This is a genomic window from Paenibacillus sp. OK076 (genome assembly GCF_900110055.1).
Classification (GTDB): Bacteria; Bacillota; Bacilli; order Paenibacillales; family Paenibacillaceae; genus Paenibacillus.
Genome location: NZ_FOCH01000005.1, coordinates 145,448 through 166,731, shown reverse-complemented (window position 1 = coordinate 166,731; position 21,284 = coordinate 145,448). Strand labels below are relative to the sequence as shown.

The following is a 21,284-nucleotide window of genomic DNA, read 5'->3' as shown; positions in this document are numbered from 1 at the left end:
CTTAAAACAGAAAGAAACCTCGTCAAAAGATACAGCATGCTGGAGGTGAGGAAATGAAGGAGCGTTCAGGGGGTGTCCGTCGTCAACGGACAGCAGGCAGACGAACAACAAGGAACAGAACCAGAACGATGGGCAGGAGGAGCCTGACTAAATCGCCGTTAAAGAGTTCGTCAGCGAGCCGGTCGGCTACGAACAGCTCCGTATTGCAAGAAGCATTCCGCGCAGGGCAGCGGGCAGGACGCAAGGCGATGGAAAATGAGCAATCAATCGAACAACATGCACGTTCATCGTGGCAGGAGCTTGAGGCTGCGATCTCAGCGGAGCTAAGGAGTTATTCTGCTGCGATGCAGGCAGGGAAAGCATTCATGCAGGGTTATGCTCACGCTGCGGGACGTTCATTGAACATCATTCCCCTTGCCCTGAATAAACCTGCGGCTGCAGTCGTCTGTGCATGCAATGAGGAACTTACGCTGGGGCAAGTGCTTGTGCAACTGAAACGGTTACCCCTGACGGATATTGTTGTGGTGTTGAATGGAACAACGGACAACAGTCTGACACAGGTGCTTGAACAGCCTGGTATCACGCTGGTCTATGAACCTGACCGGGCGGGACATGATGTAGGCCGCGCTTTGGGGGCCAAAATGACGGAGGCGGAGACCCTTCTCTTTGTGGATGGGGATATGGTCGTCCCGGCAGAGCAGCTTGCACCGTTTCTGTATGCGGTCGACCGGGGAGATGATGTCGCACTGAACAATCTTTCATCCCTGTTGCCTCCATTTGCCCGCCAGGATGAAGTGAGCCGGATCAAGGCCTATCTCAACCGTGTGCTCAATCGTTCGGATCTGGGTTCCAATTCGTTGACGGCTGTACCTCATGCCCTCTCGCGTAAGATGATCCAGATCGTAAAACCGGAGGCGCTGGCCGTTCCTCCCAAGGCGCAAAGTCTAGCCATTCAGCACGGACTAAAAGTGACTGCGCCCAGTCAGGTGGATGTCATTCGTTCCAACCGCCTGCGTTCCACCAATACGGGTAGCGGCAACGAAGTGGCCCGATTGATCATTGGCGACCATCTGGAGGCGATTGCAACCTGGCTGGATATGGGTGGTAACAAGTCACAAGCCCGATCTATTTCCCGTGCTGAAGTGGCCTACAGGAGGAACGCCAGATGACACTGACGAGTATTATTATTCCGACGTACAACGGGCTGGATCTGCTGAAGCCATGTATCGATGCCATTCGAAAATATACCGATCGACATACAGCGTATGAAATCATCGTTGTGGATAATGGCTCGGTTGATGGAACAGCAGCTTATTGTGCCCGGGAACGAATTCGTTTTGTCCGGTTACCGGACAATCGGGGTTTCCCCGCGGCTTGCAATGCCGGGCTCCGTGCAGCTTGTGGCGATGAGCTGTTGCTGCTGAATAATGATGTTACAGTTACCACCCGCTGGCTCGAAAATCTGCGGGCAGCCCTCTACAGTGAAGCAAACATTGGCATTACAGGTCCGGTGACCAACTATGCAAGTGGTATCCAGCAGGTGGAACTTGAGTTCCGGGACATGGCACATTTTCAGGAACTGGCTGCTGCCAACAATATAGTCGATTCTTCCAGATGGAAGGAAGTCAGACGCATTGTCGGCTTATGCATGCTCATGCGGAGAAGTGTGATGGAGGACATTGGTGTGCTTGACGAAGTCTATTCGCCGGGACACTATGAAGATGACGATTATTGCTACAGGGCCTGCCAGAGAGGGTATCGTTTGCTGGTATGCGGGGATGTCCTGGTACATCATCGCGGCAGCGCGAGTTTTCTGAAGACCGATCCTGTAGCTTGGAAACAGTTGCTTGAGCGCAATCGATCCATTTTTATCAACAAATGGCATGTCGATCCCCTTAAATATATTGAGACATCCGATGAAGGAGGGATAGTGGAATGAAAGGTGTAATTCTTGCTGGCGGAACAGGAACACGACTGTATCCTCTGACCCGGCTGATTAACAAGCATCTGATTCCAGTCGGCAAGCATCCGATGATTATGTATGGCATCGACAGACTCCGCCAGGCAGGCATTGAAGAGATATTGATAGTGATCAACAAACATTCCGCTGGGTTATACACGGAGTATTTGGGTGGTGGAGCAGATCATGGCGTCAAGCTGACGTATCGGATTCAGGAAAAGGCAGGCGGGATTGCCGAAGCATTGGATCTGGCGACATCGTTTATCCTTCCTGGAGAGAAGTTCGTTGTGCTGCTGGGAGACAATCTGTTTAGCGACGATTTGAAGCCCTATGTGGATCGGTATATGCAGCAGCCTGCGGGTACAGCTCGTGTCTTGCTCAAAGAAGTGGACGATGCACGGCGGTATGGGGTGCCGGTGTTTGATCCACAGCATCCGGAACGAATCGCATACATTGAGGAAAAACCGACTGATCCGAAGACCTCTTATTGTGTTACTGGCATATATATGTATGATGACCATGTATTCAACCTCATTCAGAACATTTCACCTTCTGCACGCGGCGAACTCGAAATTACGGACGTGAACAATCATTATGCAGCAGCTGGAGGACTGGAATACGATATTTTGCAAAAATATTGGAGTGATGCAGGGACGTTCCAATCGCTTCAGGATGCAGCCATCCGCATGAAGGGTCAATTGCCCTAAAATATATGCGCCTGATGTTGCCGCTGTGAGAGGTCCCATGAGAGCAGAACAACCTGCGCCGGAGCCGGAAGAATGCTCCGGCGCTTTGTGCAGCGGCGGCACTCCTCGTGCATGCCAAGGGAGGGAATGCCGTGAGAGTAGCAAAACGCAGCGACTTGGGCAGGAAGAAGACACTGGGCGGTCATGCCGGCTCCTTGTACGTATCTGTGGGAGTGCAGCCCAAAGCAAGTTCGAATCACGAATGGGGAAACCAAGGCGCGAAGCAGGGGAATGTGGAACTCGCAGGAATAGAGCGCAAGCTTCTTGCAGAACCGAAAGGCAAAGCCAGCGGGCGCACCGGCGCAATACGTGGTGCGAGCGCTGGAGCACGAACCAAAACGGGAGCGAAAACAGGCGAAGGGCGTGGCATTGCAGGCACCCGCGTGAAATCAGGCGAGAGTGCAGGTGTGAGCCGTGGCCGTAAAAGAGCGCGAGCCAAAACGGGCAAGCGCGCAGTTGCGGGCCGCGGGCATGCTGCGCCGCGGGGCGGGCGGGCCACAGGCGCCCGCGCCAAACCGCGCACGGCTGTGCAGCGTGCGCCCGGGCCAGCACCGCCGCAAGTGACACACCGGCACGGTGGTGTCGCCCCCGCGGGGCGGGAAAGCGCTGTCGCGCATGCTGGCAGCGCAAGGGCACTTGCGCCTGCGCAGCCGGCTGCAGCGCCCGAGAGCGGCTACGCCGAGGGCTTCCGCGACGGCGTGTTCGCGGGCGGGGAGGCGCTGGTGGCGCAGCACATCCCGCCCGATCATATTCTGCCTGATGTGGCGGCGGCAGATCTGATCGAGGCGGGATTCCGCCAATATGCGCCCACCCTTACCCGGCTGGCCAGCCCTCATGAGATGGCTGGCCATATCCTGGGGGCGCTGGATGCGCAGCGCCCCCTGTCCGTCGTTCGCCTCGGAGATGGCGAACTGCTGACCCTGGCAGCGGATACGGTGCTGCCTGGCGAGCAAGTGCAGGAGCTGGCACCGTTTCTGCCTTATGCAGGGGTGCCACGCTCCACCCCGGACATCCGCGCTGAGCTCGCGGAAGCCATTCGCGGCGCAGATTGGATCGGTGTCCCCATCTCGCGTGCGCCTACTTTTCAGGGGCTGTTATTTCCAGTATTACGCCATTTCGGCATCGACTGGTCCCGTCTGAATCTGACCAGTTCCACGATTAACTACAGCCTGCATCATTCGGGTCTGTTGTTGCCTGTGGTACAGGGGCGTCGGGTGCTGCTGATTGGAAGCCGAGCTGCAGAGCTTGGGGGGTTATTGATCGGCCGCGGCGTTCATGTCACAGGCATCATAGGTACAGTGGAGGGAGTTGCGGATATCCCGAGAGTGATGCAGCAAACTGCGGAGCATTCGTTCGATATCGCTCTGGTAGCTGCGGGAATTCCGGCTGTCATTCTGTGTCGCCGAATTGCTGGTGAGCTGGGGCGGGTTGCCATAGATTTTGGACATTTGGCTGACAAATTGGTTACAGGAGAGCTTCATCTCTAATGGACGATCTGGTGCGACGTTCATCGTAACGCGCATTTGGATGAGGGGAAACGGAGGAAGCAACATGAGCACATCAGGCAGAAATTCAAGACAGCGGAAAGCATCGTCATCCGAAACCGTTGTTTTGCACTCAGCTCGAAGCCGTAGTGGAGGGAAGATGAGACGCCAAGGCTCAGGTAAACGGGCAGCCAAGAACGCAAAACTGTATAAGCAGGGGTACCATAGAGGCTATGATGAGGGCGTGCGACAGGGGGAAAGCTCATTCGGGCTGGTATTCGAAGGCGTCAGCATTATTATTCCGACGTACAACCAGCGCGAATATGTCCTGCAATGTGTATCCAGTATTGAAAAGCATACACCGGCCCCCTTTGAAATCATTGTTGTGGATAACGCGTCCAAGGATGGCACGGCGGAAGCCATGCTTCGCAAAGGTGGCATGGTAAGGGTCGCTGCGCTGGATAAGAATCGTGGTTTTGCCGGCGGTGTCAATTATGGACTGATGATGGCAAGGGGACGACATATCGTGGTGCTGAACAACGATACACTGGTCACCCCGGGCTGGCTGGAAAACATGATGACCTGTCTTGACAGTCATCCCGAGATGGGAGTCGTGGGTCCGGTTACGAATTACATCGGAGGGGATCAGCAGATTGAAGTCCCGTACAGGGACGTGGAGGACATGTGGTCTTTTGCTGCCCGACATAATCGCCCGGATGCCACGAAACATAGGGAGACCGACAGGCTGGTCGGATTTTGCTGGCTGTTCTCCCGGGAATTGCTGGAGCGGGTAGGTTATCTTGATGAAGGTTACGCCGTGGGGAATTTTGAAGATGACGACTGGATCATTCGGGCGAAGCTGGCGGGATACAGGCTGGGGGTAGCCGGGGATGCCTTCATACATCACTACGGAAGTGTAAGCATGAAGTCGCTGGGAGAACAGGATTATGAAGTCGTGAACAAGGATAACGAACAGTTTTATACTCAAAAATGGGGAGATCCCCATGCGTTGATTGCCGATACTTCCCGGCTCTCGCTGCGTGCCAAGGAGTCGACCAGTCAGCAGGAGAACAAGACGTCCCTAGGCAAGACAGACTCCCCTGACCTGCGACAGCGCATTTCCACCAAGGGCAGCAGCGATGTAACGCATAAGCTGAGACGCAGCACGGACTTTTACCCGGAGGGCTGTTACATCTCTGATATTAAGGGTGATGTGTATCGACTGATGCGTGGACAGCGACGCAAGCTGGATATCCCGGTTCCACGCGGCATTTCTCCTGTTTTGGTTGCGAAACCGGATCTGCTCGGCGTATCGGCAGGTGAGCCACTGATATCTGCGAATGAGGTACAGGGCTGGCCTCTGGAAAAAAGTCATGTTCATGCTGAGCCCGTTCAGAGCAACCGCGATGCGCTGGAGGAAGGCATGATTGTTGCCGCGACGAATGAGCGGGATATATGGTATCAGATTAGTGGCAGTAAACGCAGGAGGTTTGCAACTCCTTATGCTGCGGAACGATGGGGAGTGCAATCCGGGCACGTCGTTCATGTATCTGCGAACCAATTGCGTACAATCGAAGAGGGCTGGCCCATTATTGCTCCTCCCCAGCTCTTGAACGAAGATTTGTAATGACTGGGTTCGGCTGCCTTGTATATCGGCACGACAGCATGATGCGGAATGTGATGTACAGCGTATCGTAATGCTATACATCTTTCCGCATCAGAACTTTACATATATCACGAATCATGAAATGTAACGATAGGGTGATTTAAATTTAATCTTTCTATCCTCTTATAGGTTTATTCTATTGGGAGATCCATTGACGCTTGAAGAGGTGAGGAGTACATTTATAGCCATAATTCTTATTTAACAGATAGGAATTAATGGTCTGGGTGGTAATCCATCCTGATCTGACAATGAATCAATCAGGAGGTATGCCGATGTCTTCTACATCGAAAAAAGTAGTGCTCTGGAGCAAAACAGGCTGTCATTTCTGCGGGGAGGTTAAGGCATTCCTAACGGCCCGCAACCAGCCTTTTGAGAACATCGAAGTGCAAGGCAACGATGTGCTGAGGGACGTGCTTGAAGCCAAATACGGCATTCGACATGTACCTGTTATTGAGGTGGGTGGAGACGGCAAGTATGAAGCATTGCTGGAGCCTGATTTGGAGAAACTGGCGGAGCTTCTCGCCCAGCCCGATGAAGCAGCAGTCTGACCGGACCTGGCGGATCTCTTGATAAAGCAGTTTCCGGCTGCTAAAGGCTGTCATATCAGTGTGCAGCAGCTGGGGACTTTTATAAGCCATAATTCATCCTCTTATTCAGATATCCAATCCTTATATAGAAAAGTTCTATAAGTAACGCTGTTGACCGATGTGCGGGGCAGTGATAAGATTTGTGAAATTAAAGCTGACCAAACTCATAGGAATAGTTAACTTTTTGGTTTTTCTTCATTCGTAATCCGTATCAGATCGAACTTTAGAAAATTCTTATATATCCTAATCCAAGGAAGGCGGAATGTAATATGACGGCTCAGCGCAGTTTGAAATTTGGAGCGATTGTCCACGGTGTCGGAGGCAGTATGACGACTTGGAGACACCCGGAGATTCAATCGGATGCCAGTGTGAATTTTGAATTTTACAAACGCCAGACGTTGAAGGCAGAAGAAGGCAAATTCGATCTCGTTTTTATCGCTGACGGTCTTTATATTACCGAGAAATCCATACCTCATTTCTTGAATCGATTTGAGCCAATCAGCTTGTTGTCCGCCCTGGCCGCCATTACGTCACGGATTGGTCTGGTTGGAACACTCTCCACCTCCTATAGTGATCCATTCACAGTTGCCAGACAGTTCGGTTCTCTTGATCTGATTAGTAATGGCCGTGCGGGTTGGAATGTGGTTACATCCCCGCTTGAAGGTTCAGCCAAAAACTACAGTAAAAGCAACCATCCTACCCACCCCGAACGTTACCGGATTGCAACCGAATATTTGCAGGTGACCAAGGGCTTATGGGATTCATGGGAAGACGATGCCTTTGTAAGAGACAAAGAAAGCGGCGTTTTCTTCGATCCTTCCAAGCTGCACACACTCAATCATGAAGGAGAGTTCTTCTCCGTACAGGGTCCACTTAACATTGCACGTTCAAAGCAGGGGCAACCTGTTATTTTCCAGGCAGGTTCTTCAGAAGATGGCAAGACCCTTGCTGCCAAAGAAGCGGATGCTGTTTTCACAGGACATGATTCAATTGAGGATGCACAGGCCTTCTACAAAGATGTCAAAACCCGCGCAACAACCTATGGACGTTCCACACAGGATATCGTCATTTTGCCAGGGATCAATCCAATCATCGGACGGACAGAAGAAGAAGCAGAACAGAAATATCAGGAGATTGCCAGCCTGGTGACTATTGATAAAGCGCTGGACTATCTTGGACGTTTCTTCGAGCATCATGACTTCTCCCAATATCCGCTGGATGAACCATTCCCTGAATTGAATGGCATTGGCAGCAACAGCTTCCGCAGTGGTACGGACAAAATCAAGCGGGATGCCAAAGAGCAAGGATTGACGCTGCGTGAAGTAGCCCTGCGGGCAGCAACACCAAAGAGCAAATTCCTTGGCACACCGGAGCAGGTGGCTGACAAGATCCAGGAATGGTTCGAAGCTGAAGCGGCGGATGGATTCATTATTCATTCTGAACTGCCAAGTGGATTGGCCGATTTCGTGGAACTGGTTGTTCCGATTCTGCAAGAGCGCGGCATCTATCGAACCGAATACGAGCATGACACCTTGCGTGGCAATCTGGGTGTGCAAATTCCGGTGAATCGTTACACGGCAGCCCGGGAGCAAGTGGGAACCGAGGCTTAAGAAACTGGGAAGCTGAAATTCGGCACAGTCAAGGAATGAGGCGTCCGGGTGAACTACTCGGATTGCAAATGCGGAAGGTGCCGAATGACGCTATAAAACCAAGTTAACAGATAGGTTATGTTAATAATCTATAATTCATCAAATCATCAAATCATCAAATCATTAATTCAATGAATCAATGACACCTGTATACACAGAGGGGGAAGCTATATGAACAGGTCTATCTCATGGATGAAATATATGGCATTGGCGGCAGTATTGGTGCTGGTATTATCCGGTTGCGGAGCGGCAGGTAACTCGAACAGTGCAGTTCAGGCTTCCGGTGGGGAGCAGGCGGCTGGGCAAGCAGAAGGTGGGAACCTGACCTACGCACTCGCCACATCGCCGGATACGCTGGACCCGCATCGAAGTGGCCTTGCCGTAACCGTACGTGCGATCCGAACGATCTATGACAATCTGGTGGTACAGCTGCCGGATGGCTCCATCAAACCTTGGCTCGCCAAGGAGTGGAGTGTATCGGAGGATGGCAAAAGTTATACGTTCAAACTGCGTGAAGATGTGAAGTTCCATGATGGCACACCATTTAACGCGGAAGCTGTGAAGTTCAATCTGGATCGGGTAATCGATCCGACCACCAAAGCCGCCAATTCCCTTGCCCTGATTAGACCTTATAGCTCCTCGGAGGTTATTGATGAATACACCATCAAGGTGAATCTGGAACAGCCTTCGCAAGCTTTTCTCGGTAACTTGAGTCAGGCCCTGCTGGGGATTGTATCTCCTACGGCCGCCAAAAAGTATGGCGATCAACTGGGTAAAAATCCGGTGGGGACCGGTCCGTATACTTTCGTGAAATGGGATGAAAATGCGGATATCGTTGTCGCCAAAAACAGGGATTACAACTGGGCTCCTGCAACCGTTGAAAATGAAGGTGCTCCTCATATTGATACGATTACGTTCAAAATTGTACCGGAAGAAGCAACGCGCATCGGCAGTGTACAGAGTAAGCAGGTGCTTGCCGCCGAGACCGTTCCGCCGCAAAATATTGCAGCCCTGAAGAACGATCCGAACCAGCAATTGCTGCAGGCCAATACCGTTGGTTTGCCATATACCCTCTTCTTCAATCTGCGCAAAGCGCCTTGGGATGATGTGAAAGTCAGACAGGCGGTGCAATCTGCAGTTGATGTGGAATCCATCGTGAAGACACTGTATCTGGGCAACTACGAACGCGCGTGGTCTGCACTGTCTCCGGGAATCCTCGGTTATGATGCCTCCCTGGAAGGAAGCATCAATCCGGATATCAACAAGGCCAATCAGCTGCTTGATGAGCAAGGTTGGATCAAGGGAGCAGATGGCATTCGTGAAAAAGATGGTAAGAAGCTGACTCTGCATTATGTGGACGGTTCGCCGAACCGGGAGAAACGCAACGACATTGCAGCGATTATTCAGCAGCAGCTCAAGCAGGTGGGTATAGCTGTTGAGGTTGAAATTACGAAGGACGTTGCTACGGTCATCTATCAGAACTGGGATTATGATCTCTATGGCAACAGCCAGGTTAACTCTGATCCGAATGCACTCTATGCTTTCTATCATACAAGTGCAGAAGGTGAACGTCCGACCTTATCAGGCCTATCCGATCCGAAGATCGATAAACTGCTGGAACAGGGAGCGGTGGAGACTGATTCGGATAAACGCGTGGATATCTATAATCAGATTCAACAATATCTGATCGAGCAGGCTGTAATTCTACCGATCTATGTGTTCCCTTATACGGTGGCTGCATCCAAGTCGGTGCAGGGTATCAAGTTTGATTCACTTGGGTATCCGTTGTTCAATGATGTTCGGATTCAGCCATAACACGAAATGTCAATTATGCAGACAGGAAGGAGACGACCCGGTATGGTTCAAACGATACTGACAAGACTTGCTACATCGCTTCTGGTTATTTTCGGAGCTTCGGTGCTGGTGTACTGCATCATGTATCTGCTGCCGGGTGATCCGGTCCTGCTTATGCTGGACCCGTCATCGGCAACACCCGAGATGATTCAGAACCTGCGGGTCCAGCTGGGTCTGGATCAGCCGTTTTATATCCAGTTTGCCAACTATTTCGGAGACATGCTGCGTGGGGATTTCGGCAAATCAATGATCAATTCCGACCCGGTGCTGCCCAAAATACTGGAACATTTCCCTGCCACACTGGCGCTGACCGCGCTCAGCTCAATCATAGCGATAACCATTGGCATTACGCTCGGCGTACTGTCGGCCATTCATCGTAATGGCGTGATTGATTTTATCGCCCGGCTCGTTGGATTGTTTGGCATCTCCATGCCTACCTTCTGGACCGGCATTCTGTTGATCCTGTTGTTCTCGGTTCAGCTTGGCTGGTTCCCGGCGATGGGCTCCGACGGATTCAGTTCATTGGTGCTTCCTGCTGCAACACTGGGCCTCGTAGGTGCGGGTTTCATCGTACGGATGGTGCGTAACAGCATGCTGGAAGTGGTGAACGAACCTTTTATCGTGGCATTACGAGCAAAAGGTCTTTCACAGCGGACCATCATGTACGGTCATGCGCTGCGTAATGCACTGATTCCTGCGGTGACGGTCATCGGCATGTTGATTGGTGATTTGCTTGCAGGAACCGTCGTGGTGGAGACGGTCTTCTCCAGACAGGGCATCGGCAGAATTATCGCGGATGCATTGATGGCCAAAGACCTGCCTGTTGTGCAGGGCGTAGTCTTTTTTACAGCAATTATTTATGTCGTGTTGAATTTACTGGTGGATATCTCTTATGCGTACATTGATCCCAGAGTTAGGCGTGCAGTCCGAACGTGAGGACGGATGGAACAGTCTGAAACATCTGAACGCGTAGTGAGGAAGGAGGAGTCTTATGAGCATGAAACCATTGGTGGGTGATGAAAAAGGTTGGACGGCCAGAACAGGGCGTTTACGCCTCTGGAGTCGCCGTCCCCTGCGTCACCGCGTCTCATTCGCGGTGTCCCGTTTATTCTTTTATGCAGCTTTGCTGGTCGTGGTGTTTACCGTCACTTGTGCAATCGTGCCGGGCTGGATTGCTCCTTATGATCCAACTCAGATGATGACGGATGCCATCCTGCAGGCTCCCTCTGCTGCGCACCTGTTTGGGACCGATTATTTTGGCAGGGATATTTTCAGTGTGGTTGTGCATGGCAGCAGGGACTCACTGCTGATTGGATTTGCCTCGGTGCTGGTGGGTGGTCTTGTGGGCAGTGCTCTTGGCATTATTGCCGGCTATGCCGGAGGTGTATTGGATACCATCACTATGCGGGCCGTCGATATTCTGATGGCTGTTCCAGGCGTGTTACTGGCATTATCCGTTGCGGCAGCGTTGGGGCCTGGACTACTTAACATTGCACTGGCTGTTGCGGTATCCTCCATTCCGGGATATGCACGGGTGATGCGTGGGCAGGTCATGTCCGTTAAAGGTTTGCCATTTATTACAGCTACACGTTCACTTGGGGGCTCCAATGCCCGTATTTTCTGGAAGCATGTACTGCCTCATTCGTTGTCACCGTTGCTGGTTATGGCGACGTTGGGCGTGGGTACCTCCATTCTGACAGGCTCGGGACTCAGCTTTCTAGGACTTGGCGTGTTGAAGGAAATTCCGGACTGGGGAGCGTTGCTCTCGCAAGGGAGAGGTTATCTGACGGTTGCCTGGTGGATCTGTACCTTCCCGGGACTCGCAATTACCATGTTTGTACTGGCGGTTAATCTGATTGGAGACGATATTCGCGATCGGCTGGACCCCAAAGTAAATGGAGCGGATTGACCGCTATTCCAAGGAGGAATCATGATGTCACATGTCGTTATTATTGCCGGATCGCCTTCCAAACGTTCGCGTCTGACAGGCCTTACGGATTACAGCAGCAATAAATTAAGAGAGGCTGGCATTACCGTTGAGGTAATTCATGTAGCCGACCTGCCCGCGGAAGATCTGGTACAGGCGAAGTTTGATAGCTCTTTCATTCGGGATGCGCTCGCTGTTGTCGAAGCCGCGGATGCAGTCATTGTGGCAACACCTGTATACAAAGCATCGTACTCCGGTGTGCTGAAGCTGTTCCTGGATCTGATTCCACAGGAAGGACTGCGGGGCAAGCTGGCTCTTCCATTAGTCATCGGCGGCTCGATTGCCCATCTGCTCGCCATCGATTATGCATTGAAGCCTGTTCTGGCAGCACTTGGCGGAAGGCATATTCTCGGCGGAGTATACGCAGTTGATCAGGGAATTGATCGACTCGATGATGGAAAATATGCGCTTTCGGCAGATATCACTACACGATTGGATCGTTCTCTGGAAGAATTGATATTGACTCTGGAAAAGAATGGTATTACGATATGATAAAACCAAGTAAATACATTGGATAAATAGATATAAATAACGTCTGCGGACGTGGATTCGGGGGGCGCTTATGAATATTGAGAACATTGAAGCGTTTGTATATATCAATCATTACGGAAGCTTCAATAAGGCTGCCGAGGTACTTTTTTTGTCCCAACCTTCTGTCACCGCTCGTATTCAGTCCCTTGAACGTGAACTCGGCTGCAAATTGTTTGACCGTCTTGGCAAACAGATTGTGCTCACGGAAGAGGGGAGAAAGTTCCTTCCCTACGCCCAGCAGGTGCTGCAAGTGATTCAGAAGGGCAGACAGAAGATACAGCAGCGTCGTACAACGCCCGATGCACTTCGACTCGGCAGTACGGTATCCGTATCCAACTATGTCATTCCAGACTTTCTGCCCAAAATCAAGGAAGCTTACCCTGAGGTGAACATCAAACTGACTACAGCGACGACGGATCAACTCGTTGCCAAGCTGCTGGGTCAGGAAATCGATCTTGCTTTTGTGCGGAAAGTCATGCACCCGGCGATCCGTACGGTTGCTTTTTACGAAGATCCAATCCAGCTATACGTGTACAAAGGCCATCCATTTATTGAACGCGGGCATGTGAGCATGGAGGCAATCAGGAATGAGCAGCTGGTCTTTTTTGAATGTGGTTCACTGGACTGGCTGCGCATTCACCGGGCCTTTGACTCGCTGGAACACCCGCCGGATATTACATATCACGTGGATAATTCGGAAACGGCGAAGAAGCTGGTGAAGCAAGGAGCAGGTATTGCGTTTCTCCCAGGTCTGACAGTGCAAAAGGAAGTGCAGGATCAGGAGCTGTTCCCCATTCAGGTACATGAGGTTGCAGGTGTATCGTTGCAGATCAGCGTCGTTACGTTAAAAGAAGAACATTCGCCTTTTGCAGAGCCTTTCGGGGAACTGCTGCGGCAGCTATAGAGACTTATTAATGAAGTAAGCACAGATTTAAAAAGTCAGGTTCGGCATGATCGAAGGAGGAGAATGTGATGGGTATTCGTGTTGGCATATTGGATCAAACCCCGATCTATGAAGGGGAGACGCCGATTGATGCTTTTCGGCATACGATTGAATTGGTACAGCGGGCTGAACAGCTTGGATTTCATCGTTTCTGGGTATCGGAACATCATGATTCAGGTCATGTTGCCGGCTCCTCACCGGAAGTGCTCATTTCCCACTTGCTGGCGCATACGGAGCGGATTCGTCTCGGTTCTGGCGGGGTGATGCTGCAACATTATAGTCCCTACAAAGTAGCCGAGAACTTCAATGTGCTTTCGGCACTTGGTCCGGGGAGAATTGATCTGGGTATTGGACGTGCACCTGGAGGATTACCCCGCTCAACACAGGCACTACAGCAAGGGATTCAGGAGGCCGCTTCACTGAAGGAGAAAATCAATCAGGTGAAGCAGTTCATCTATAATGAACCGCATGAAAATGAAACACATCCTTTGGCCGGCTTGAGCGCTGCGCCCGTATCCAAAAACCCGGCCGAGCTATACGTACTTGGGGCAAGTATTGATAGTGCAGGCATGGCAGCAGAACTGGGACTGCCTTATGTATTTTCATTGTTTATTAATAGCAACACGGAGGTTGCTCTGGAGGCTCTGCGTACTTACCGGGAACAATTCGACCGCTCACATGGACGGGAGCCATATGCCATCCTCGCTATATCATTAATTGTGGCGGAGAGTGCGGAAGAAGCCGAAGGACTGGCAAGTGAACATATGCTGGTCAAGATCCATCTGGAGAATGGCAAGGTATTGACGGTTGGTTCCGTTGAGCAGGCAGAAGAATTCGGACGGCAATCGAACGAGAAGTATCGGATCGAGATTCTGGAGCCAAGTGTGACGAGAGGTACGAAGGAAACGGTTGGTTCGGCACTAGCGAAATTTCAGCAGGATTTTGCCGTGGATGAACTGATTGTTACCACGGCCACACGTGATTTTGCCAAACGAATTCGTTCATTTGAATTATTGCGTGAAGCGCTGGATGAGCAGGGACTGGGCGAATTTGCGAATGAGTCGACACCTGCGCAAGCAGTGATCGGTTAGGCATATACATGGTATAGAGCATACCTTTTGAAGTGAAGTGACCCCCGTGTATTATATTAATCCATCTTACATGGCACAGACGATGATAAAAGGAGGCAATGTCGTGAGCAGTGATCTGAAACAGCCTGAGCAACAGGCAAAGCAAGAAGAACAGAGCCGCAAGCATGAACTTTACGTTGGGCAGGATGAAGGATTCGCAGAGCACTTAACCGCGATTCGGCGACATTTGCATCGTAACCCCGAGCTATCCGGAGAGGAATGGGAAACGACAGAAGCCATTCGGGGCTGGCTGGTGGAGGAAGGGGTTCGGATTGCAGATGAATATTCACTGCGAACGGGCCTTATCGCTGAAATTGGGCAGGGCGATGGCCCGGTAGTGGCCTTGCGCGCAGATATTGATGCCCTGCCGATCCAGGAAGAAACGAAGCTGGAGTATGCCTCGCAAGTCGCTGGGCGAATGCACGCCTGTGGTCATGATGCACATACCGCCATTCTGATCGGTGCAGCACGATTGTTGAAACAGATTGAGTCCCGGCTGCCGGGCAAGGTCCGTTTGATTTTCCAGCCTTCGGAGGAGAAAGCGACGGGGGCACGACAGGTTATCCAGAGCGGAGCGTTATCCGAAGTTCAATCTATTTTTGGTTTGCATAACAAACCGGATCTGCAGGTTGGTACGGTAGGTATCCGTGAAGGAGCGCTGCTCGCAGCGGCAGATGGTTTTGTGGTTAAAGTGGAGGGTGTCGGAACCCATGCGGCAGTGCCGGAAGCGGGCATTGACCCGATTGTGGTGGCATCTCATATTGTGACTGCATTACAGGCCATCGTGAGTCGTAATGTCGGAGCACAGGAGAGCGCCGTGATCAGTGTGACCAAAATTAACAGCGGCACCGCCTGGAACGTCATTCCGGAAGAAGCCATATTGGACGGCACCGTACGTACCTTTGACGAGAAGGTTCGTGCCCGGATTCGTGAGCGTTTCAATCAGGTGGTTACCGGTGTCGCAGCAGCCTACGGGACACGGGCTACCGTGCGCTGGATTCAGGGACCACCTGCCGTGGTCAATGATGCGTCACTGGCTGCTGCGGCGGAGCAGGTCGCGAGCGAGGTGGGGTTGAACAGTATCCGGCCGATACCTTCCCCGGCGGGCGAAGATTTTTCCTTTTACCAAAAGGAGGTTCCGGGTCTGTTCCTCTTCCTCGGAACGTCAGGCCCACACGAATGGCATCATCCTGCATTCGATGTGGATGAACGGGCACTGCCGCTTGGCGCACACCTTCTGGCAGCGCTGGCTGAACAGTCATTGCAGAAGTTGCAGTCAAATGGCGAGTAACCGATAACCGTTACGTGAATAAGTGATTAATTTAATGGTTAATTAATGAGATAATATGCTAATACAATAGCGAATGGACGCAAAAAATGGTGACCTTAACCAGGTGACCGTTTTTTGTTGTTTCCGTATTTTTAATTTCAGCATGAAATGAACATGACCTATCTCTTTGTCGCACATGATCTTCGGGCCGTGGTGAATCGGTGTGATCGGTACTTTTTCTGTATCGGGGAACGATCGTGGAGGAGCTTGAACGGAATTGTCTCTCGGATGCAAAGAATGAATATGCAAAAGCATTGCGGGCATCCGTTATGCCTTTTAATCGTCACTGATGTATCTCTAATTGCAAACGTTGGGCTAAATTGAGTTGACGCAAATACGTCAGATCCATTCCCGTTTACGCATGAAATTACAGTCATAATGCTCACTTTTTGGTATGGAAATATTTGTTGACGCTCCCAAGTGGGATGTGCTATATTTTTCTCGACTGTTAATCGTAATTATTACTATTAAAATTTTTTATAAATTATCTACACATTTACATGAACGTAGAGGACAGAAAAAACCTGAAGAAGCGGAGCTAAAAGCTTTCTGAAAGAAAGCTGCATCGCAAGCATACACCTCGCCTTTATCCCCGGATTTTCCCCTTTGAAAAAGGGAATCAAAAAAATCTGGGGATAACAGCGATCGGAAGGTTGTTCTGTCATCGGAGTGGCAAGTGTAAATCTTCTTTAGTTCAATTTATATAAGCTAAGTGAGCTCAGGCTTAATTCCATCCCAAGAATAGGAGTAGCGGCTGCGATGAAACAGGAGATTGATTTTATCAAGTTTAATCCCACACAAAATATGACGGTTCTGGTGAGTACGCATCATCCAACAGAGACATATCCACACATCGCCGCCCAAATTATGTCCTATGACAACGTATACGCCGAACAAGTGGGGTTCATTGGCGGAGCGATAAAACCGGAGGCGGCTGCCCATTTGGAAATGGCCGGTGGAGAGTTCTGCGGGAATGCCTGCATGGCCCTGGCTGCGTATATCGCATCCGAGAACGAGCTGGAATCCACTGATTTCACAGAAATCGTCTTGGAGGTTTCCGGGACAGATCAATTAATCAGGTGTCAGGTGAAGCAGCAGCAGAATGAATATTTTTGCCAGGTAACGATGCCAATGCCTGAGCAGATTGAACAACGAACCGTCAAATATGAGGGAATCGATATGGATATGGTGATCGTGCGATATCGGGAGTTCATCCATATCGTCATCGAAGTGGAAGCGTTTGATGAAACGATGAGAAAGAGGGCACAGGCACTGGCGCGATTATTAGGCTTAACCTTGGGGGATAAGCTGATTGGCATTTTATTATACAACTCCCAATCGGAGGAGCTGGCACCGCTCATATTTGTCCCGCAGCTGGATAGTCTGATCTGGGAAAGGGGGTGCGGTTCGGGTACAGCCTCGGTGGGAGCCTATCTGGCCTGGAGCAGGCAGAGGGAGATCGTTCAGCATATCAAGCAGCCTGGTGGTGCGATTAAAGTGATGGCTGAGTGGAATGGAGCAGACCTTGAACGAATTACAATCGAAGGATCGGTCGGAATCGTGGCCCAGGGCAAGGCATTTATAGATGCATGATCATGACGAGTTAGAGGAGGAAGAGGAATGGAGACATTGATTGATTTTCAAGCATGCTTGAGTGAATTTTCTGAGAAATTCGATGAGCTGGCAGGCAGATATGATCATACGGTTCAGCACAGCTCAGAGCTGGAGGCTTTAATTGATGACTATTCCACGTTTGTAACGGACAAGCAAAATGAACGAATCTGGGAACAGCTCGATCAGCAGGAATCAGCCAGCATGCATCAACTTGTCCTTGATCTGCGAGACAAATCTGCACGGTGTGTGGCGATCATGGAGAAATATCGGGCATTGAAGCTGCAAGACGGAGAGGTTGAAATCGCCGATTATTTCAGAAATATAGAAGAATGTATTGAAAAAGAGTTTGGCAGCTTTCATGTCACCTCGGATTCCAAAGTGCTGCTGGTAGGCTCCGGCTCATTTCCGATGACACCTCTGTTTATTGCCAAGCGAACAGGGGCAGAGGTGATGGGCATCGATATTGACGCAGAAGCCATTACACTCGGGCAGCAGGTTGTGAAGAAGCTGGGTGCGGGCTTGAACATCCATTTGGAGCAAACATTGGTACAGGACCTTGCTTTTACAAGAAAAGCAACACATATCATTTTCAGCTCCACGGTGGCCAATAAATATGATCTGCTCGATCAATTGCACGCATTGACGAATGAACATGTGGTGGTGGCGATGAGGTACGGTAACCAGTTAAAGTCGTTGTTCAACTATCCGATGAGAGAGACCGACAGCAGCAAGTGGAAAATGGTCGACAATATTCTGCGTCCGGATGATGTGTTCGATATTGCGTTATACCAAAAAGCATAGCTCGCTTGAGCTTGGGAAAGAGAGGTCCATATGAGCGGATTTCAACGAGTGCTGTTGCTCGGAACAGGCCCTGCATCCATTCAGCTGGCAGTAACGCTCAAACAGGAATTCAGATGCACCGTAGGCATAGCGGGAAGAGAATCGGTGCGCTCACAATCTTTTTATGAAGCAGTTCGGCAAAGCGACGGATTCACTGCAGCAAGCATTCAAAATGAAAAGCATCGACCGTTGGCAGGTGAATGCTTTGTCGATCAGGTGTTTCAGGGATATGAGGCCATTGAAGGCGAATGGGATACGCTTATTTTTGCTGTGACAACCGATGCTTATATCGATGTATTGAAGCAAATGAAGGATAACTTCATCAAACAAGTGAAATGCATGGTTTTGGTCTCTCCAACCTTTGGCTCCAACCTGCTGGTAAGTCATTATGTGAGGCAGCTGCATGCGGATACGGAAGTGATCAGTTTCTCTACCTATTGGGGGGATACCCGATGGATGACTGACCAACCGTCCAACCATGTCATTACAACAGGTGTCAAGAAAAAGGTCTATATCGGTTCTACTTCAACGCCCTCTGAGCATGTGGGCAGACTGTGCAGGATGTACGAGCGATTGGGCATTGCGCTGGAAGTTATGCCATCTGCACTCGAGGCGGAAACGAGAAATATTTCTTTATATGTGCACCCGCCATTGTTCATGAATGACTTCTCATTGGATGCGATCTTCGGAGTATCAGACACTCGGAAATATGTATATAAAATTTACCCCGAAGGCCCTGTAACGCAATATTTGATTCGGGACATGCGGACATTGTGGAACGAAATGATGACGATCACGGATAGGCTCCGTATCCAGGGTGTCAATCTGCTTCAATTCATGACGGATGATAATTATCCGGTGCGATTGGAGAGTTTATCACGCCACGATATAGAGAACTTCAATCAGTTGCAGGACATTCATCAAGAGTACTTATTATACATACGGTACACCTCGTTGTTGATTGATCCCTTTTCGGAGCCCAACCCCGAGGGCAAGTATTTTGACTTTTCGGCCGTTCCCTTCAGAAAAATGTTTGTCAATCAGGATGGAGCGTTGGACATTCCCAGAATGCCCAAGGAGGATTATTACCGAATCAAAATCATTCAGGGCATTGCGAGATATTTGCAGGTAAGCTGCCCAACCATCGATTCGTTTATTGCCACCTATGAGGCGAAAATTCAAGAGATCGCTCGCGCTCACCCGGATCAGCATTTATCCGATGCATTTGTCGTTCAAACCTTCGATGAGGACATTCGGATGATCTGCACAGGGCTGGCGAACAGCACGGTTTAATTACATCTCAATTTATATATCTTTTATTATCAGGAGGAAATGTTGTGAAAAAGGGTAGTGCTTTTGGTTTAATGCTGCTGTTATTGTCTGTTATTACCGTGCTCGCAGGATGCGCGCAGGATAAGGAGACAACAACGCAGTCTGCGATTAGCGAGGTCAAACCGGAACTCATTTATGCATCCGCCAAGGATATTAATGATATGAATCCTCATTTATACACCGGTTCCATGCCCGCACAAGGGATGGTTTATGAATCCCTGGTCGAAAACACGGTCGATGGAATCAAGCCATTACTGGCAGAATCGTGGGATATTTCCGAGGACGGGAAAACGTATACGTTCCATTTGCGACAGGGTGTGAAATTCCATGATGGTGAACCGTTTAACGCTGAGGCGGTCAAACAAAATATCGATGCGGTTCAGGCGAATGCCGAAAAACATGCATGGATCAAGCTGTCCACCAAAATTGTAAGTACAAAAGTCATAGATGAATATACATTTGAACTGGTGCTTTCCGATCCCTATTATCCAGCTCTGGTGGAACTGTCCATGACCAGACCGTATGTATTTATATCACCCAAAGATTTTACGAATGGTGGCACAAAGGACGGGGTGAGCGGCTATCACGGCACAGGGCCCTACAAGCTGACAGGACATAAAATCGATGAGAATGCGACATTTGAAGCCAATGAAGAATACTGGGGCGGCGCACCTGAGATCCAAAAAATCACGTCCAAGGTTCTCCCGGCAGGGGAAACGACATTGCTGGCATTACAGAAGGGCGAAATTAACTTTATCTTCACCGATGATCGGGGTGCCGACAGCATTGATGTTGAAGCCATGAATCAATTGGCTGACTCGGGTGATTTTCAAGTGGTCCGAAGTGAAGCGATGAATACGAATATGATCGTAGCCAACAGCAGCAAGATGGATAATCCTGTCCACGAAACGGCTGTTCGTGAAGCGATATGGGTTGCCATTGATCGGGAAACGATCAGCAATGACATTTTTAACGGAACGCAGACCGCAGCGGACACCTTATTCTCGTCGAACGTTAATTATGCCCATGTTGAATTGAAGAAGCGGGAGTATAATCCCGAGACCGCGAAAGAGCTTTTGGAGAAAGCAGGTTGGACATTAACAAACGGTAAGACAGTGAGATCGAAGAACGGTCAGCCATTAGCTCTGACATTGTATTATGACAGCAATTCATCTTCGCAAAAAACACAGGCGGAATTGATCCAGCATGCCTTAAAAGGATTAGGAATTCAGCTGGAGATTGTTGGGGAGGAATCCACTTCCATCGCGAATAGAAGGGCAACCGGGGAATATGATCTGCTGTTTAATCAAACCTGGGGACTGGCGTACGATCCACAGAGCACCATTTCAGCGTTTACCTCGGATTCCGCCTATAAACATACAACAAGCGGCATAGCTCAGGCGGATGAACTATATAAGAAAATTGATGAAGTCATGGTTTCTACAGATGAGGCATCCCGCCAATCCCTGTACGCCGACATTATGAAAATAGTCCATGATGAAGCGGTATTTATTCCGATCACCAATGGGCGGGTTACAGTCGTGGCTCCCAAAAATCTGGATGGCATCTCATTCAAACAGACGCAATATGAATTGCCATTTGAGCAAATGAAATTTAAATAGAGCGGGGAT

Annotated in this window: 18 protein-coding genes; all 18 read left to right on the top strand. The window is 50.2% G+C overall.

Features of this window, described 5'->3' with window-relative positions; genetic code table 11:
* The first annotated feature begins 53 nt into the window (after positions 1-53).
* The 18 genes from BMY78_RS27525 (at position 54) to nikA (ending at position 21,275) form a co-directional block, all read left to right on the top strand.
* On the top strand, positions 54-1,169 hold the full coding sequence (locus tag BMY78_RS27525) for a glycosyltransferase family 2 protein (protein WP_256222483.1): 1,116 nt from the start codon (positions 54-56) through the stop codon (positions 1,167-1,169).
* On the top strand, positions 1,166-1,939 hold the full coding sequence (locus BMY78_RS27520) for a glycosyltransferase family 2 protein (RefSeq protein ID WP_090904477.1): 774 nt from the start codon (positions 1,166-1,168) through the stop codon (positions 1,937-1,939). The genes BMY78_RS27525 and BMY78_RS27520 overlap by 4 nt, the downstream gene beginning before the upstream one ends.
* A complete protein-coding gene (locus BMY78_RS27515; protein WP_090904476.1) occupies positions 1,936-2,667 on the top strand; it encodes a sugar phosphate nucleotidyltransferase in 732 nt (243 codons plus the stop codon). Before BMY78_RS27520 ends, BMY78_RS27515 begins: the two co-directional genes overlap by 4 nt.
* 761 nt (positions 2,668-3,428) lie before the next feature.
* A complete protein-coding gene (locus BMY78_RS27510) occupies positions 3,429-4,193 on the top strand; it encodes a GT-D fold domain-containing protein (protein ID WP_256222482.1) in 765 nt (254 codons plus the stop codon).
* Between the two features lie 64 nt (positions 4,194-4,257).
* Positions 4,258-5,817, top strand: coding sequence for a glycosyltransferase family 2 protein (locus BMY78_RS27505; protein ID WP_177185894.1), 1,560 nt, complete (start codon positions 4,258-4,260; stop codon positions 5,815-5,817).
* 311 nt (positions 5,818-6,128) lie between these two features.
* Complete coding sequence (locus tag BMY78_RS27500; RefSeq protein ID WP_063566643.1) at positions 6,129-6,404, top strand: glutaredoxin family protein; 276 nt, start codon at positions 6,129-6,131, stop codon at positions 6,402-6,404.
* A 308-nt stretch (positions 6,405-6,712) separates the two neighbouring features.
* Complete coding sequence (locus tag BMY78_RS27495; RefSeq protein WP_064635749.1) at positions 6,713-8,053, top strand: LLM class flavin-dependent oxidoreductase; 1,341 nt, start codon at positions 6,713-6,715, stop codon at positions 8,051-8,053.
* Positions 8,054-8,263: 210 nt separating this feature from the next.
* Positions 8,264-9,907 carry an ABC transporter substrate-binding protein gene (locus tag BMY78_RS27490; RefSeq protein ID WP_090904474.1) on the top strand — a complete coding sequence of 548 codons (1,644 nt, stop codon included), beginning with the start codon at positions 8,264-8,266 and terminating at the stop codon, positions 9,905-9,907.
* A gap of 42 nt (positions 9,908-9,949) precedes the next feature.
* Complete coding sequence (locus BMY78_RS27485; protein WP_090904473.1) at positions 9,950-10,882, top strand: ABC transporter permease; 933 nt, start codon at positions 9,950-9,952, stop codon at positions 10,880-10,882.
* Positions 10,883-10,937: 55 nt separating this feature from the next.
* Complete coding sequence (locus tag BMY78_RS27480; RefSeq protein ID WP_090904472.1) at positions 10,938-11,855, top strand: ABC transporter permease; 918 nt, start codon at positions 10,938-10,940, stop codon at positions 11,853-11,855.
* Between the two features lie 24 nt (positions 11,856-11,879).
* Positions 11,880-12,425, top strand: coding sequence for an NADPH-dependent FMN reductase (ssuE, locus tag BMY78_RS27475; protein WP_090904471.1), 546 nt, complete (start codon positions 11,880-11,882; stop codon positions 12,423-12,425).
* A 70-nt stretch (positions 12,426-12,495) separates the two neighbouring features.
* On the top strand, positions 12,496-13,368 hold the full coding sequence (locus tag BMY78_RS27470) for a LysR family transcriptional regulator (RefSeq protein ID WP_063566647.1): 873 nt from the start codon (positions 12,496-12,498) through the stop codon (positions 13,366-13,368).
* Positions 13,369-13,436: 68 nt separating this feature from the next.
* Positions 13,437-14,498 (top strand): LLM class flavin-dependent oxidoreductase, encoded by a 1,062-nt coding sequence (locus tag BMY78_RS27465; RefSeq protein ID WP_090904470.1) that lies wholly within the window; start codon positions 13,437-13,439, stop codon positions 14,496-14,498.
* A 103-nt stretch (positions 14,499-14,601) separates the two neighbouring features.
* Positions 14,602-15,828 (top strand): amidohydrolase, encoded by a 1,227-nt coding sequence (locus BMY78_RS27460; protein ID WP_371129198.1) that lies wholly within the window; start codon positions 14,602-14,604, stop codon positions 15,826-15,828.
* A gap of 798 nt (positions 15,829-16,626) precedes the next feature.
* On the top strand, positions 16,627-17,460 hold the full coding sequence (locus tag BMY78_RS27450) for a histidine racemase CntK family protein (RefSeq protein WP_090904469.1): 834 nt from the start codon (positions 16,627-16,629) through the stop codon (positions 17,458-17,460).
* Between the two features lie 27 nt (positions 17,461-17,487).
* The gene (locus BMY78_RS27445; RefSeq protein ID WP_090904468.1) at positions 17,488-18,282 is read left to right on the top strand and encodes a nicotianamine synthase family protein; all 795 of its coding nucleotides are present in this window, start codon (positions 17,488-17,490) and stop codon (positions 18,280-18,282) included.
* Positions 18,283-18,312: 30 nt separating this feature from the next.
* Positions 18,313-19,614, top strand: coding sequence for an opine metallophore biosynthesis dehydrogenase (locus tag BMY78_RS27440; protein ID WP_090904467.1), 1,302 nt, complete (start codon positions 18,313-18,315; stop codon positions 19,612-19,614).
* Between the two features lie 71 nt (positions 19,615-19,685).
* Positions 19,686-21,275: a staphylopine-dependent metal ABC transporter substrate-binding lipoprotein gene (gene nikA, locus BMY78_RS27435; RefSeq protein WP_090904580.1), complete on the top strand. Its 1,590-nt coding sequence runs from the start codon at positions 19,686-19,688 to the stop codon at positions 21,273-21,275.
* Positions 21,276-21,284: the final 9 nt, after the last annotated feature.

Coding starts and splice junctions, on each gene's coding strand:
- nikA (WP_090904580.1), top strand. CDS start 19,686: ATGCTGCTGTTATTGTCTGTTATTACCGTGCTCGCAGGATGCGCGCAG.
- BMY78_RS27480 (WP_090904472.1), top strand. CDS start 10,938: ATGAGCATGAAACCATTGGTGGGTGATGAAAAAGGTTGGACGGCCAGA.
- BMY78_RS27500 (WP_063566643.1), top strand. CDS start 6,129: ATGTCTTCTACATCGAAAAAAGTAGTGCTCTGGAGCAAAACAGGCTGT.
- BMY78_RS27485 (WP_090904473.1), top strand. CDS start 9,950: ATGGTTCAAACGATACTGACAAGACTTGCTACATCGCTTCTGGTTATT.
- BMY78_RS27440 (WP_090904467.1), top strand. CDS start 18,313: ATGAGCGGATTTCAACGAGTGCTGTTGCTCGGAACAGGCCCTGCATCC.
- BMY78_RS27505 (WP_177185894.1), top strand. CDS start 4,258: ATGAGCACATCAGGCAGAAATTCAAGACAGCGGAAAGCATCGTCATCC.
- BMY78_RS27525 (WP_256222483.1), top strand. CDS start 54: ATGAAGGAGCGTTCAGGGGGTGTCCGTCGTCAACGGACAGCAGGCAGA.
- BMY78_RS27470 (WP_063566647.1), top strand. CDS start 12,496: ATGAATATTGAGAACATTGAAGCGTTTGTATATATCAATCATTACGGA.
- BMY78_RS27515 (WP_090904476.1), top strand. CDS start 1,936: ATGAAAGGTGTAATTCTTGCTGGCGGAACAGGAACACGACTGTATCCT.
- BMY78_RS27490 (WP_090904474.1), top strand. CDS start 8,264: ATGAACAGGTCTATCTCATGGATGAAATATATGGCATTGGCGGCAGTA.
- BMY78_RS27495 (WP_064635749.1), top strand. CDS start 6,713: ATGACGGCTCAGCGCAGTTTGAAATTTGGAGCGATTGTCCACGGTGTC.
- BMY78_RS27520 (WP_090904477.1), top strand. CDS start 1,166: ATGACACTGACGAGTATTATTATTCCGACGTACAACGGGCTGGATCTG.
- ssuE (WP_090904471.1), top strand. CDS start 11,880: ATGTCACATGTCGTTATTATTGCCGGATCGCCTTCCAAACGTTCGCGT.
- BMY78_RS27445 (WP_090904468.1), top strand. CDS start 17,488: ATGGAGACATTGATTGATTTTCAAGCATGCTTGAGTGAATTTTCTGAG.
- BMY78_RS27465 (WP_090904470.1), top strand. CDS start 13,437: ATGGGTATTCGTGTTGGCATATTGGATCAAACCCCGATCTATGAAGGG.
- BMY78_RS27450 (WP_090904469.1), top strand. CDS start 16,627: ATGAAACAGGAGATTGATTTTATCAAGTTTAATCCCACACAAAATATG.